12 protein-coding genes are annotated in these 13,834 nt (G+C 70.2%); 7 read left to right on the top strand and 5 right to left on the bottom strand.

All coding sequences use genetic code 11. The features are described 5' to 3' along the window. The 3 genes from HUW62_RS39290 to HUW62_RS39280 all read left to right on the top strand — a co-directional run. Positions 1–1,000, top strand: a 1,000-nt coding sequence (locus HUW62_RS39290; protein WP_176437335.1) for a hypothetical protein, incomplete at its 5' end; no start/stop codon positions are given. 141 nt (positions 1,001–1,141) lie between these two features. Then, positions 1,142–1,360 carry a hypothetical protein gene (locus HUW62_RS39285; protein ID WP_217911810.1) on the top strand — a complete coding sequence of 73 codons (219 nt, stop codon included), beginning with the start codon at positions 1,142–1,144 and terminating at the stop codon, positions 1,358–1,360. 20 nt (positions 1,361–1,380) lie between these two features. Continuing rightward, a complete protein-coding gene (locus tag HUW62_RS39280) occupies positions 1,381–2,673 on the top strand; it encodes a tail fiber domain-containing protein (protein ID WP_176437336.1) in 1,293 nt (430 codons plus the stop codon). Between the two features lie 77 nt (positions 2,674–2,750). Here HUW62_RS39280 and HUW62_RS39275 read toward each other — a convergent pair whose 3' ends face one another. From HUW62_RS39275 to HUW62_RS39265, 3 genes are all read right to left on the bottom strand, one after another. Next, positions 2,751–4,616: a metallophosphoesterase gene (locus HUW62_RS39275; protein WP_176437334.1), complete on the bottom strand. Its 1,866-nt coding sequence runs from the start codon at positions 4,614–4,616 to the stop codon at positions 2,751–2,753. A gap of 192 nt (positions 4,617–4,808) precedes the next feature. Continuing rightward, complete coding sequence (locus HUW62_RS39270; RefSeq protein ID WP_176437333.1) at positions 4,809–5,954, bottom strand: cystathionine gamma-synthase; 1,146 nt, start codon at positions 5,952–5,954, stop codon at positions 4,809–4,811. 47 nt (positions 5,955–6,001) lie between these two features. Next, positions 6,002–6,763: a crotonase/enoyl-CoA hydratase family protein gene (locus HUW62_RS39265; RefSeq protein ID WP_176437332.1), complete on the bottom strand. Its 762-nt coding sequence runs from the start codon at positions 6,761–6,763 to the stop codon at positions 6,002–6,004. 134 nt (positions 6,764–6,897) lie between these two features. Between HUW62_RS39265 and HUW62_RS39260 the strand changes: the two genes are divergently transcribed. After that, positions 6,898–7,890: a class I SAM-dependent methyltransferase gene (locus HUW62_RS39260; protein ID WP_176437331.1), complete on the top strand. Its 993-nt coding sequence runs from the start codon at positions 6,898–6,900 to the stop codon at positions 7,888–7,890. 30 nt (positions 7,891–7,920) lie between these two features. On the opposite strand, the gene HUW62_RS39255 is transcribed toward HUW62_RS39260, so the two are convergent. Continuing rightward, positions 7,921–9,108: a hypothetical protein gene (locus HUW62_RS39255; protein WP_176437330.1), complete on the bottom strand. Its 1,188-nt coding sequence runs from the start codon at positions 9,106–9,108 to the stop codon at positions 7,921–7,923. A 235-nt stretch (positions 9,109–9,343) separates the two neighbouring features. On the opposite strand from HUW62_RS39255, the gene HUW62_RS39250 reads away from it, so the two are divergent. Next, positions 9,344–10,012 carry an RNA polymerase sigma factor gene (locus tag HUW62_RS39250; protein ID WP_176437329.1) on the top strand — a complete coding sequence of 223 codons (669 nt, stop codon included), beginning with the start codon at positions 9,344–9,346 and terminating at the stop codon, positions 10,010–10,012. Beyond that, positions 9,999–11,834, top strand: a complete 1,836-nt coding sequence (locus HUW62_RS39245) for a FecR domain-containing protein (RefSeq protein WP_176437328.1) — start codon at positions 9,999–10,001, stop codon at positions 11,832–11,834. Before HUW62_RS39250 ends, HUW62_RS39245 begins: the two co-directional genes overlap by 14 nt. Positions 11,835–11,978: 144 nt before the next feature. Here the strand turns inward: HUW62_RS39245 and HUW62_RS39240 are convergent, their stop codons facing one another. Continuing rightward, positions 11,979–13,172 carry a DTW domain-containing protein gene (locus HUW62_RS39240; RefSeq protein ID WP_163866835.1) on the bottom strand — a complete coding sequence of 398 codons (1,194 nt, stop codon included), beginning with the start codon at positions 13,170–13,172 and terminating at the stop codon, positions 11,979–11,981. A 146-nt stretch (positions 13,173–13,318) separates the two neighbouring features. Here HUW62_RS39240 and HUW62_RS39235 point away from each other — a divergent pair. Then, on the top strand, positions 13,319–13,834 hold a 516-nt coding region (locus HUW62_RS39235; RefSeq protein ID WP_176437327.1), incomplete at its 3' end, for a 16S rRNA (uracil(1498)-N(3))-methyltransferase.

Genomic DNA, 13,834 nt, shown 5'->3' with positions numbered 1-13,834 from the left:
GCCCCAGCCCGGCGCCGCGCTTCCGCAGGCCGACTACCTGGTCGTCACGTGGACCGTCGCGGAAGTCGAAGCCCTGGCGGACACCCTCACTCCGGGCGTCCGGCGCACCGCCTGGTACCCATACGACCGGAACTTCCAGAGCCACTACCAGCCGCTCATCCGCAAGTCGGCGCCCGCCCAGCGCGTGCAGCGCCTGGGAAGCTGGTTCCTCACCGACATCGGCGGCCGGCGGGTGCTGTGCTTCAAGTCGGAGCTGCACCTCAACCAGGACGGCGTGCGCACCGGCGTCGGCACCGCGACGCTGCCCGTGAAGGACTTGTTCCACCAGCTCCTGCGGGAGGTGAAGCCTCGCATGGTCATCACCGTGGGCACCGCGGGGGCGACCTTCGAGGACCACGAGCTGGGCGACGTCATCATCACCCGCGCCGCCCGCTTCCGCCTGTCCCAGGAGTTCCGCGAGGAGCCCTTCAACGACAAGACATATCGCTGCGAGTTCGACGTCCCCACCCGCTACTTCGCCGACGCGGAGCGGCTGATGGCCCAGCACGCGCCACAGCTCGGCGAGCCGGACTTCGGGCCTCCCACCAAGCGCTACGCCTTCAACGGCCCCCTGCTCCCGGGCCCACGCAACAACCCCGACATCAAGCTCGACGCCAGGGATATGCCCGCCTTCCACCCCATCCTCACCACCGACTTCTTCGAGTTCGGTACCTCGCGCAACGGCCTGGAAGCCGTCGGCGCGGGCGTGGAGATGGGAGACGCGGTGCTCGGCCTGGTGGCCCAGGAGCTGGGTAACACCGCACCCCTGTGGCTCGTCATCCGCAACGCCTCGGACCCTCAAATCAACGGAGACCTGCCGGCGGAGCCCAGCCGGCTCGACATGCAGGCGCACTGGGCCGTCTGGTACTACGAGGCCTACGGGTACTGGACCAGCGTCAATAGCGCGCTCGCCACCTGGGCGGTCATCGCCGGGCAGCCAGCGCCAGGGGTACGACACTGAAGGACCCGCAACTCCCGAGAAGACCTGGCGCGTAGGGCTGTAAGCTCCTCGCCCTATCCGCCAGGAGGAATCGAATGAAGGTCGGGACGTGGCTGGCCGCGCTGGGAGTCGTCTTCGCCGGCCTGGGCTGTGGTGGGTCCGATGGAGCAAACGGCGCGCAGGGCGGCCAGGGACTGCAAGGGCCTCAAGGCTCCGTCGGGCCTCCGGGCGCCCCTGGGCCGCAAGGCGCCCCTGGCCCGCTGGGCGCCGATGGGCCGCAAGGTCCCACAGGGCCGCAAGGCGTTGCTGGGCCGCAAGGCGCCCCTGGCCCGCAGGGTGTCGCCGGCCCGGAGGGTGCCGTTGGCCCACAAGGCCCCGTAGGCCCGAACTGGCAGGTGGGGATGGGGTTGGAGCTGAAGGACAACGTGCTGAGCCTGCCGTACGGGAGCGGTGCCAACGCGCCAGTGCCGAGCGGCGACCCGCGCCTCAGCGATGCGCGCCAGCCCCTGCCGGGCAGCGCCAACTACATCCAGAATGGCGTGCTCGCGCAGGAGGCCTCGTTCTCGCTGGCGGGGACGGGCACCACGCGAGGACGGATGACGACGCGGTCCGACGTGCTCGTCGACGCGACGACGGCCATCGCCACGCCCACGGCCCTGCTGAAGCTCCAGAACACGGCCTCGGACGGAGTGAACTGGACGGCGTTCCCGCTGCTCACCGTGGACTCGGCGGGCGGATTGCTGGCGCGAGGCGAGCAGGGCCAGGGCACGCTCCCGATGTCGGGCACAGGAACCCGCCTCATGTGGGCGCCCCACAAGGGAGCCTTCCGCGCGGGCCACGCCGAGACGCAATGGGACGACAGCGCCATCGGGCTGTTCTCCTGGGCGGGTGGCAACCTCTCCAGCGCCAGCGGGAGGGCGTCGTTCTCCATGGGTGAGAACTGCGTGGCGAGCGGCGGCTCCGCGGCGTGCATCGGCAACGGCAGCCTCGCCAGCGGTCCCGGCAGCGTGTCGATGGGCTTCTCGAACTCCGCGACGGGCACCTCGTCCACCGCCCTGGGTTTCTCGAGCATCGCCACCGGCACGGGAGCCATCGCGCTGGGGTATCGCGTCACGGCGAACTCCGACTACGGCATCGCGCTGGGCCAGCGGGTGTCGACGGATGGCCGCACCGGCTCGTTCATCTGGGGGGACCAGTCGAATAGCAACGTCGCCTCCAACACCGCCAACAACCAGTTCATGGTGCGCGCCGCGGGTGGCATCCGCCTGCGCAGCAGCGCCGACCTCACCACCGGTTGTGACCTGGCGGCGGGCAGCGGCGCGTTCAACTGCACGTCGGACCGGAACCAGAAGGAGGGCTTCCGGAACGTCGATGGCGAGCTGCTGCTGACCAAGGTCTCCGAGCTGCCCATCTCGACCTGGCGCTACAAGCAGGAGCAGACCGGCGTGCTGCACATGGGCCCCATGGCGCAGGACTTCCGGGCGGCCTTCGGCCTGGGCTCGGGCGACACGAGCATCGGCATGCTCGACATCGACGGGGTGAACCTGGCCGCCATCAAGGCGCTGGAGGCCCGCACCCGGGAGCTGCGCGAGAAGACCGCCGAGGTCGACACGCTCAAGGCCGAGCTGGCCGAGCTCAAGCGCGGCCTGTCCCGCCTGGAGGCCACCGTCAACGCGAAGGCCGCGCGGCCGTAGTCCCAGGCCCCAAACAGCAGGGCCTCCCGCGTTCCCACGGGAGGCCCTTGTCGATACCGGGTGTCGTTACACCGTGATTACTCGGCCTCGGGCACCACGGGAGGCTCTGGCGCATCGGCCACGTCCTCCAGCCGGTCCGCCGGAGGCAGCGGCGGCCGGGCCCGCAGACTCTCGGGCATGCGGGCCGGGTCATCCACGGGGCCAGGCACCGTCTCCAGCGGCGCCAGCTTCAGGGACGCCGCGCGCACCGTCGGCAGCGACTTCGTCAGCGTGAGGGTGTCGCGCACCGTGCCCGTGGAGGTGATGAGCCGCGCCGTCAGCGTGCCGCCATCCACCACCACGTCCATGAAGCCATACACCTGGTTGTCGCGCAGCGCCGTCCAGGAGGGCTGGCTGCCCGCGAAGGGCCGCAGCGTCGCGCCACCGCTGCCCACCACGACATAGGGAATGCCGCGCGTGCCAGACGCCGCCACGGCGTCACCCTTCATCGGCTTGCTGCGCTCGTAGTTGTGGTCATGCCCGGTGAGCACCAGGTCCACGCCGTACTTCTCGAAGAGCGGGCCGTACGTGCGGCGCATGGTGAGCTGGGAGCCGTGCTCGCCGCTGGACCAGGGCGGATGGTGGAAGAAGACGACCTTCCAAGGCAGCGCGCTGGCCGCCAGGTCCTGCTCCGCCCACGCCTTCTGCGCCGCCGCCGAGCACCGGTCCGCCGACGCCATGCCGATGGCGCAGTTGGAGTCGAGCGCGGTGAAGTGCACGTTGCCCCAGTCGAAGGAGTAGTAGCGCTCGCTCTTCGCCGGGTTGTTGGCGGGCAGGTAGAAGTTGTCCAGGTACGGCTGCCCCTGGTTCGTCACGTACTCGTGATTGCCCAGCGAGGGGAACACCGGCACCTCGCGCAGGAGCGTCCCCATGGGCTTGAACATGCGGTCCTGGAACTCCTGCTCGGTGCCGTCGGAGTAGGCGTTGTCCCCCAGCGCGACGAGGAACTCTCCGCGCCACTCGGGCTTGTTCATCATCGCCATCACCTTCGACTGCGCGGAGCCTCCGGTGCCGAAGTCGCCCATCGTGGTGAAACGCACGCGCTGCGTCCCCGGCGCGGACGCCGTGCGGAACGTCCTCAGGCCCGTGACGGAGCCACACGCCTCCACGCTGTAGCCATACGCGCGGCCCGGCTGCAGACCCGTCAGCACCACCGCGTGACGCCAGCCCGCGACGGTGGCCATCGCCGTGCGCGCCAGGAGCGAGCCCTCGCCGAAGCGGACGAACGGCGTGCAGGACGCGCTGGAGCGGAACGCGACGATGGCGCTCGTGGGCCCCACGCTCTGGAGGTACGGAAGGCGCGGCAACACCGGCCCGGAGTCCGCCGTGGGCGCGGGCGGCGCGGTCTGCTCACCACACGCACGGGCCTCGGCGATGGAGGCCCAGTCATTCACCGTGTTGCCATTCACGGTGATGCGCACGTAGCGGGCCTTGCGCGCGCTGAACGCATACGTCTGCGACAGGTTGTTCAACGCGCTGTCGGCCGCGTACGCCTGGGTGAAGGTGGTGCCATTCTCCGACGTGGAGAGGACGAAGTGGTTCTGTCGCTCGTTGCCCCGGTGCCACGCCACGGTGGTGCCCACCAGCGTCTGCGACGAGCCCAAATCCAACGTGAGAAACGCGCCCACGCCCGGGCCGCTCCAGCGCGTGTTCAGGTTGTCGTCCTGCGAGTTGGCCGCGACGCTGCCATCTCCGTCGTCACCACTGGCCACCACCGAGGCGGTGGTGAGCATGCGGCAGTCGGGCGCCGTCAGCGCGGCCTCGGAGCCCTGGAGCTCCGTCGTGGGGTTTTCGGGGGGAACAACAGCAGTGTCTACGGGTGTGAGCGGCTGTTCGTCGCAGCCAGCAACGGCGGCGAGCAGCGCACCCATGAAGCATGTGGTGAGAATCCTTCGGTCGCTCATGATGGGAGCCCAAACGGAACCCATCCGGCGACATTCCATTACTGGACACTCGCCCTTCCCTCCAGGCAGGAGGGCGGCCGAGCGCGAGCCATGTCTGGCAGGGCATGGACAGACGAAGGGCCTCCGCGCGTCCCGGGTGCGAGGGAGCGGGGAGGCCCTTGGAAGCCAGTCTGGCTTCAGACGGCGAGCGGCCTACTTCGCCGCTTCGAGCGCCTGGGCCAGGTCATCGATGAGGTCTCTCGAGTCCTCGATGCCGACGGACAGGCGGATGAAGCCATCGGCGATGCCGAGCTTCTCGCGCGTCTCCTTGGGCACGGAGGCGTGGGTCATGATGGCCGGGTGCTCGATGAGGGACTCGACGCCGCCGAGCGACTCGGCGCAGGCGAAGACCTTCACCGTCTTGAGGAAGGTGCGCGCCGCCTCCAGGCCGCCGTGGATGTCGAACGTCACCATGCCGCCGAAGCCCGTCATCTGCTGACGCGCGAGCGCGTGCTGCGGATGCGTCTCCAGGCCCGGGTAGGTGACCTTCTTCACCTTGGGGTGCGTGGCGAGGAACTGGGACACCTTCATCGCGTTCTCGGCGTGGCGGTCCATGCGGACATGGAGCGTCTTCACGCCGCGCAGCACGAGGAAGCTGTCGAAGGCGCCGGACACGCCGCCCACCGCGTTCTGGAGGAAGTACATCCGCTCGGCCACGTCATCGCGGCTGGTGCAGACGAAGCCGCCCACCACGTCGCTGTGTCCGTTGAGGTACTTGGTGGTGGAGTGCGCCACCACGTCGAAGCCGAGGTCCAGAGGCTTCTGGAAGTACGGCGTCATGAAGGTGTTGTCGGCGACAGCCAGGATGTTGTGCTTCTTGGCGACCTCGGCGATGCGCGCCAGGTCGATGAGCTTGAGCATCGGGTTGGTGGGGGTCTCCACCCACACCATCTTCGTCTTGGGCGTAATCGCCGCCTCGAAGGCACCCGGGGCGGACAGGTCGACGAAGGAGAAGTTCAGGCCGCAGCGCTTGTAGACCTTGTCGAAGAGGCGGAAGGTGCCGCCGTAGACGTCGTCGGAGACGATGACGTGGTCACCGTGATCCAACATGTGCATCAGCATGTCCGTGCCCGCGAGGCCGGAGGCGAAGGCGGCGCCGTACTTCGCGCCTTCCAGCGCGGCCAGACAGTCCTGGAGCGCCTTGCGGGTGGGATTCTGCGTCCGGCTGTACTCGTAGCCCTTGTGCTCCCCGGGCCCGTCCTGGACGTAGGTGGAGGTCAGGTAGACGGGGGTCATGATGGCGCCCGTCGTGGGGTCCGGCTCCTGACCGGCATGGATGGCGAGAGTGTCGAAGCGCATGGGCGGGGGAGTAACACAGCCCCCTTGGCCGCGCACCAGCCTCTGCCCTACTCGAACGTCCCGTGCCGTCCGGCCCCCTTCGCGAAGCGCGTGGCCCCGGCGATGGACTCCGACTCCAGCACCTTCACGCCCCCCACGAACTCCTGACGCAGCGCTTCCTCCAGGCCCAGGCCCCCCTGGGCGTAGGCGGAGGCGCGGTCCGCGTTCATGCAAGCCTGCGGAAACGCGGCCACTTCCCGAGCGAGCGCCTCGGCCGCCTCGCGAGCCTGCCCCCGAGGCACCACGCGGTTGACCAGTCCCATGGCCAGCGCCTCCTGGGCCGACACGGGGCGTCCGGTGAGGATGAGGTCCATGGCCCGGGACAGGCCGATGAGCCGGGGCAGCCGCACCGTGCCGCCGTCGATGAGCGGCACGCCCCAGCGCCGACAGAAGACGCCCAGCACCGCGTCCTCCTCCGCCACGCGCAAGTCGCACCACAGCGCCAGCTCCAGCCCACCCGCCACGGCATGGCCTGAAATCGCCGCGATGACGGGCTTGCTCAACATCATGCGCGACGGGCCCATCGGGCCATCTCCGTCGACTTGAAGCCGAGGCATCCGGCCCTCGGAGACGGCCTTGAGGTCCGCGCCCGCGCAGAAGGTGCCGCCGTCGCCGTGGAGGACTCCCACGCGTGCGTCGGGGTCGGCGTCGAAGGCGCGGAAGGCGTCCGCCAGGAGCCAGGCGGTGGCGCCGTCCACGGCATTGCGCACCTCGGGCCGCTGGAGGACGACGGTGGTGATGGGGCCGCTCTTCTCGACGCGCACGCTCATGGCGCAGAAGTCTTCCTTCCCCGGGCTCGTGCCGCAATCCTCACGCGGGTGCGGGCGCTTCGTCACTTGAAAGCCCCCGAGCGGCCTCACGGCGCTTGTCGTCCGTCCGCGAGTCGGGGATGAGTGGGGCCGAGATGGCTGACCCCAAAGAGAGTCATGGCAAGGACGCCCCCGGGACGACCGAGGCGGCGATGTTCGCCAACCGGCTGCGCAAGGGCGCGAAGCATTTCCGCAAGTGGGCCCAGGCCCGCGGGCTGACGGCCTTCCGCGTCTACGACAGGGACATCCCCGAGTACCCCTTCGCGGTGGACCTCTACGGCGACTGCATCCACGTCACCGAGTATCCCCATCGCCGCGCACTCAAGTCCGGCACGGCGGAGACGCAGCGCACGGACGTGCTCGCCGCGGTGACAGAGGTGCTGGAGGTCCCCGCCGAGCGCATCTTCGTCAAGACGCACACGCCCCAGCCGTGGGGCCGCGCGCAGTACGGCCGCGTGGGCCAAGGCAGCGGACGGCTCGTCGTCGAGGAGCGGGGCCTGAAGTTCTGGGTCAACCTGGGCGACTACCTGGACACCGGCCTCTTCATGGACCACCGCGACACCCGTCAGCGCGTGCGCGAGGAGGCCAAGGGCAAGCGCTTCCTCAACCTCTTCGCATACACCGGCGCGTTCACCGTGTACGCCGCCGCCGGTGGGGCCGCGAGCACGGTGACGGTGGACCTGTCCAACTCGTATCTGGACTGGGCCGAGGACAACCTGGACCTGAATGGGCTGGCGAGCTCACGCCACGAGCTCATCCGCGCGGACGCGAAGGCGTGGGTGGAGGCCCAGGCCCGAGGCCCCGAGCGCTATGACCTCATCGTCTGCGACCCGCCCTCCTTCTCCACCTCGAAGAAGATGACGGGCTCGTTCAACGTGCAGAGAGATCACCCGCGCCTGCTGGACGCACTCCGGGCACTGTTGTCACCCGGAGGCGTCCTCTACTTCTCCAACAACTTCCTCGGCTTCCAGCTCGACGACAAGGCGACGCGCGGCTGGAAGTCCGTGGAGGAGCTCACACCGGCCTCCATCCCCGAGGACTTCCAGCGCAAGGACATCCACCGCTGCTGGCGGATGGTGGCGCCCTGAGGACTTCCGGGCGCCACCAGGCGTGACGGACTACAGCCAGCAGACGTTGTCCTGGCAGCGCTCGCCGGCGGGGCACTCGCAGTTGGCCACGCACGACTTGCCGCTGCCCTGGTTCACCGTCTTGCACGCGCCGTCCTTGCACAGCTGTCCCGCGGGGCACTCGCAGTTGGCGCGGCACACCGTGGTGGTGCCCGCGTCAGGAGGAGTGGGAGGCGGAGGCGCGCGGCAGTAGCCGCTGGAGCACACCTGACCGGAGGGGCAGTCGCAGTTGGCCGCGCAGGTGGTGCCCGAGCCCGCGTCCGGAGGAGGAGGCGGCGGCGCGGGAGGACGGCAGTAGCCGCCGTTGCAGACCTGACCGGAGGGGCAGTCGCAGTTGGCCAGACACGTCTGGCCCGGGTCCGGCTCCGTGGAGCGGCACTGGCCGTTGGAGCAGACCTGGCCCGAGGGGCACTCGCAGTTGGCGCGGCACTCCCCGCCGTGGGGAATGGGCAGGCAGTAGCCAATCTGGCAGGACTGGTCCGAGGGGCACTGCGTGGTGGACTCGCACTGCGCACGGCACTGGCCGTCCACGCAGTCCTTCCCGCCCGAGCAGTCGCCCGCCGTGCGGCACGCGTTCGGATCCGGCGGACGCGGGCGGCACACTCCGAAGACACACGACTCGGTGTTGGAGCACTGCCCGTCCGTCACGCAGCCGCGGTGGCACTGGTTGTTGATGCAGTAGTTCCCCGTGCCGCAATCCGCGTTCACCTGGCACACGGGACCAGGACCGCCATCCATCGGAGGATGACCGCCGTCGGGCCACGAGCCGCCGTCCGGGCGAGAGCCACCGTCACCGGCATCCGGGCGGGGACCCGCGTCGGGTTTCGGACCGGCGTCACGCGGAGGAGGCTGGGAGGGGCCAGGGGTGCAGAAGCCGTCCTCGCACTTGCCACCGGAGGAGCACTCACCCGTGCGGGTGCAGGGCTGGTTGCAGACGGAGTTGATGCAGATCTGCGTCCCGGGGCAATCGAGCGAGCCGGAACACCGGTCCGGGTTCGTCCCCATGTCGCGACAGTAGCCAGAGCGGCAGTACTGGTCCGCGTCACAGTCGGCGTTGGTGGCGCAGTAGCAGAGGTCCTCGTCGTCCAGCCAACTGTCATCGTTCTCGCGGATGATGCAGCCTGAGAAAGCGAACAACAGCAGGAGCGGCGCCAGCAGGCCGCGTGCGGGGTGGTTCATGAGCGGGGACTCCGTGCTGCGGGGAACCGGTCCGGCCACCGGGTGGGTTGTCCGGTTTCACCCGCGTTCGTCTCCGCGCGGCAGACAGCTGATCAAAAATCTTTTTTGATCGGCGCACGTCGCTGCGGCGACCCAGGGGCACGGAGGTAGTGTGCTGGCCTGGACCTTTCACATGGACGGTGGGGCGCTCCTACAGGGGGGGACCTCATGGCGCGTCCCGGAGGGAGAGCGTCCGGTGATCTTCCGCGAAGCCCAGGCATTGGCGCCGGCCGCCTCGCCCGAGGAGCGCCCAGGACAGGGCCCTTCCTTACCTCCCACGTCCTCCGACGAGCCCCAGTTGCACCTGCTGGTGCGCCGGCTCCAGGAAGGCGACCTCACCGCCTTCGAGTGTCTCTATGAGCTGACCCGGGTGGACGCCGCGCGCACCTTGCGGCACCTGGTGGGCAACCGCGTGGACGTGGAGGACCTGCTCCAGGAGGTGTACCTGCGGCTGCTGACGGCGGTGAAGGGCTTCCGGGGCGAGTCGCGCTTCAAGACGTTCTTCTATCGGGTGTGCTCGAACGTGGCGCTGTCGCACCTGCGCTGGAAGCGGCGCAGACCGGAGGACTCCGTCGCGGAGCCGCCCGAGTGCGAATCCCCGGACGAGGACCCCGAGCGTGCCGCGCAGCGGCGGCAGGCGGCTCGGCTGGTGGAGGCGGCGCTGGAGAAGCTCAAGCCGAAGAAGCGAATCGTCTTCGTGTACTACGAGCTGTGCGGAATGAGCCCGGACGAAATCGCCGAGGCCGTGGGAAGCTCGCCCAACACCGTCCGCAGCCGCCTGCATCACGCGCGATTGGAGTTCAACGAGGCCATGCAGCGACTGCTCGCCACCCGCCGCCCCGGAGGCCCTCATGGCGCACCCTGAGGCGCGGGCACTGTGGGCGCTGGTGGCGAACGAGTTGAGCGCCGAGGAGACGGCGAGCACGCGCGCGCACCTGTCGAGCTGCGCCACGTGCACCGTCGAGTTGGAGCAGGTGCGGACCAGTCGAGAGATGCTGCACGAGGTCCGGAGCGTGGAGCCCCAGGTGAACTGGGACGCGGTGGGCGCGAAGCTGCGCGCCGAGGCCGCCGCGCGCATGGAGGCGAAGGCCTCGAGGATGCGGTGGCCGTGGAGCACGGCGACCCCGCGAGGCTCGGATGAAGCACGCCGGCCCGGAGCCCAGGAAGGGAAGTCCACGTCGGTCTGGCCGAACGTGAGCACGGCGACCGCGAGACGCACGCAGCGGTGGCCCTGGGCGCTCGCGGGCACCTGTGCCGTGGTGCTGGCGCTCTGGGTGTCCCGAGCGACGGTGGCACCGACGAGCACTCTGCCTCCTGAAGCAGTCCGCGCGGAACAGCCGGCTCCGACGCCCGAGGCAGCGGTGGCGATGGGCACGCCCACGACCACCGCCGAGCAGGAGTCGGCGCGAGCGGAGAGCACGACGGGCGCGATGATTCGGGAGCGCGGTGGCGCGGAGCAGGCCCTGCGCGCTGGAATGCGGTTGCGCTCGGGGACGGCGGTGAAGACTCCGTCGCGAGCCTCCGCGATGTTGCGGTTGCCGGACGCGAGCCGGGTGAGGTTGTCGGCGGACTCGGAGGTGGAGCTGTCTCGCGCGGAGGCGAGCGACGTGCACCTCACGGTGCGCCAGGGCCGGTTGTCGGTGCAGGCCTCGCACGCCGAGCGGCGCGGCTTCCGCGTGGACGTCGCGGGCCTGCGCGTGTCGGTGGTGGGCACGGTGTTCACCGTGGCGCGCACGCTCCTGGGCGCCTCGGTGGCGGTGTCCGAGGGCCGCGTCCGGGTAGAGATGGAAGGCCATCCCGCGCGGATGGTGGGCGCGGGCGAGCGCGTGGAGTTGTTCGAGGAGCAGGACGCGTTGTACCAGGCGCCCCTGTCCGTGCCGGACCGTGAGGCGCTCGAGGCCATGGACCCGCCCACCGAGTCCTCCACGCAGGAGGTGGGCCCGACGGTGCCCACGGGTGCGAGCACGCCTGAAGCGGCGCCCACCGTGGTGCCAGCCGTGGCCCATGTGCCCCAGACGCCGAGCACCGTGAAGCCCGCGCTCGCGAAGGAGCCGCTCAAGAAGGTGGAGAGCAAGTCGAACGTGGTGGCCGCCTCCCTGAAACCGCGACAGGAGAAGGCCCAGGCTCCGCCCATCACGCCACCGGGGACAGCTGAGAAGACTGCTGCTGAGCCCGCGTCACCGCCGCCGAGCCTCGTCGCCATGGCCACGCCCCCGGCGGCCACCAGGGCACGCACTCCCTCGGACCCGAGCCAGGAGTTCGCGCCCTACCCCGCGCCATCGGTGACGGAGACGCTGCCCGCGACGCCTCTTCCGGCGCCAGTGGTGACGGCCCCGTCTCCCGCGCCAACGCAGCCGGTGGAGGTGGCGGAGCATCCCGAGCCCAAGAAGAAGAAGGGAGGGCTCAGCCCCATGTCCCTCTTGTCGAAGGACGCGGATGAGCGGTTCCTCGGCTACGCGCGAATCCAGGAGGGGCCACGGACGTGTGAAAACTTCCTCGCGGGCCTGGAGGAAATCGCGGCCAAGAGCCCGCGCAAGGACCACCGCGAGCAGGCGCGCTACCTGCGCGCACGGTGCTTCGAGGCACGCCTCCAGGGACAGGACGCGAAGACGGAGTATCGCCAGTACCTGAACGACTTCCCGCGCGGTCGCTACGTGCGCGAGGCCGGCGCCGCGCTGCTGCCCTGAACGCTCGCCGTCACGGGCCTCGAATCACGAAGCCGGCGCCGCGCGGATTGATGCCCTGAGGGGTCTCATCGCTGATCTCGCGAGACCAACGCCGCGCTGCTGCATGAGCCCTTCTCGTCGCGCGCTGGGGCCGGCGCCGACGCATCAGCCCTCGGTCCCCGTGCGCTGCTGCTTCACCCGCTTCATCGGCTCCTGCGCACGGCCACGCTCCACCAGCACGCGCAGCACGGACTCCAGCGCGCGGATGCGAGTGCCCGCGCGCCCGGGCGCCCACGGGGGCACCTCCGGGCCGCCCAGCAGCTCCATCGCGTGCTCCACGCCCCCGGCCTTGCCCTCCAGCGCCCTCGCCGTGGCCAGCCGCACGTTCCTCGCGGGCCTGCGCTTCACACCGCCGCTCCACAGCAAATCGAGCGCGAACGTCGTCCACACCGCCAGCTCGTCCTCGGGCCGAAGGAAACGCTCGAACCGCTCCAGCGCCTGCGCCCGAGGCTCTCCCGCGCGCAGCACCTCTTCCGACAACTCCACATGCAGCGTGGTGCTGCGAGCCAGCGGCTGCTCGGGCGCGATGACGGCCTCGAAGCGCTCACCCGTGGACGGACGACACGCCACCATGTGCACCAGCTCCGCGGGAATGTCCGCGCCCGTCGGATGCGCATTCGCCTCGCCATAGAAGACGACGAGCTTCTCGAAGTCCTCCGCCACGGAGCGCAGCTCCTGCGGCGGCCGCCACGGGCCAAAGTGGATGCGGCGCCGGTTCGGCGACGTCCGGGTCGACTGCCGCCCCAACTGCGTGTCCACCATGTACTCGAACGCCTTCAACATCGTGTCGAAGCGCTCCGGCTCGCCCTCCAGCAGCCCCAGAATCTCCACCACCGCCTCGATGGTGGAGACGCAGTGGTCCGCGGGCTCCGCGCGGATGCGGTAGTTGCTCGGGCGGCGAGGCACGAAGCCGATGCGCGGCAGCCCGGCCAGCAGCGGGTTCCGGGAGACGACCTTCTTCGCCTGCGGCCACGTGCCATCCACCACGATGAGCGTCTTCGGCGGACGCGCGCGCGCCTGCTCCACCGAGATGGCGTCTTCACCCGGAAAGAGCACGGCGACGGAGTCGGGGTCCGCGGCCAGCTCCTCCAGCCGGGTGTGGCCGGTGAAGTCGACGCCGTGGTGAAGCTCGGAGTTGGCCAGCGCCAGGTGCGCCATGCGCGCGGTGCCAATGGCCACGCGGCGCTCACGCGGATGCTGGAGGAAGACGACGCGGGTGCGAGTGTCCAGCCGAGGGGGCAGTTGCGAGCAGTAGCAGGTGCTCTCGGGGCGATGGCAGCGAAGACAAAGGGAACGCACAGCCCGGCTTTACGGCACGGCCCGGGGCCGGGCAAGCACTGCCGGTGGAAGGGCACGCCACCAGCCAGGGAGCCGGGCGCTCCAGGGCCGTCCTGGAGGGAAGAAGGGCCCCACGGCGCCCTCCAGCCGGGGTACAGAAGCGTCCCGTGAACCTGCTGCTGCTCTTCGACGAGGACTTCCTTCCGGACGGCACCGCGCGCCTCACCGGCCGCCGCGCCCTGCACGCCCGCGAGGTGCTCCGCGCCGAGCCCGGCGAATCCCTGCGGGTCGGCCGCCTGGGCGGGCTCATCGGCACCGGCGAGGTGCTGGAGAACACCCCCGGCGTCCTCCACCTGCGCGTCACCCTCACGGAAGCCCCCCCGCCGCGCGCGGGCATCGACCTGCTGCTCGCCATCCCCCGGCCCAAGGCGCTCAAGAAGGTCCTCCCCGCCGTGGCCTCGCTGGGCGTGGACCGCATCGTCCTGGTCAACGCGGCCCGGGTGGAGAAGAGCTACTTCGACTCCAAGGTGCTCGACGGCGCCTTCGTGAAGGACTTGCTCCTCCAGGGCCTGGAGCAGGCCCGCGACACCCACCTGCCGGAGGTCCTCGTCCGGGAGCGCTTCCGCCCCTTCGTCGAGGACGAGCTCGACGCCGTCTTCCCCCCGGACGCCTGTCTCTTATAC

The organism is Myxococcus sp. AM011 (assembly GCF_013372595.1).
GTDB lineage: Bacteria > Myxococcota > Myxococcia > Myxococcales > Myxococcaceae > Myxococcus > Myxococcus eversor.
The sequence above is the reverse complement of the archived record's forward strand: the minus strand, read 5'-3'. Positions and strand labels throughout refer to the sequence as shown.

Excerpts from the sequence above, each read along its gene's own strand:
- HUW62_RS39260 (WP_176437331.1), top strand. The coding sequence starts at position 6,898 with ATGGCTGACCCCAAAGAGAGTCATGGCAAGGACGCCCCCGGGACGACC.
- HUW62_RS39275 (WP_176437334.1), bottom strand. The coding sequence starts at position 4,616 with ATGAGCGACCGAAGGATTCTCACCACATGCTTCATGGGTGCGCTGCTC.
- HUW62_RS39280 (WP_176437336.1), top strand. The coding sequence starts at position 1,381 with ATGGGGTTGGAGCTGAAGGACAACGTGCTGAGCCTGCCGTACGGGAGC.
- HUW62_RS39255 (WP_176437330.1), bottom strand. The coding sequence starts at position 9,108 with ATGAACCACCCCGCACGCGGCCTGCTGGCGCCGCTCCTGCTGTTGTTC.
- HUW62_RS39265 (WP_176437332.1), bottom strand. The coding sequence starts at position 6,763 with ATGAGCGTGCGCGTCGAGAAGAGCGGCCCCATCACCACCGTCGTCCTC.
- HUW62_RS39285 (WP_217911810.1), top strand. The coding sequence starts at position 1,142 with ATGGAGCAAACGGCGCGCAGGGCGGCCAGGGACTGCAAGGGCCTCAAG.
- HUW62_RS39270 (WP_176437333.1), bottom strand. The coding sequence starts at position 5,954 with ATGCGCTTCGACACTCTCGCCATCCATGCCGGTCAGGAGCCGGACCCC.
- HUW62_RS39245 (WP_176437328.1), top strand. The coding sequence starts at position 9,999 with ATGGCGCACCCTGAGGCGCGGGCACTGTGGGCGCTGGTGGCGAACGAG.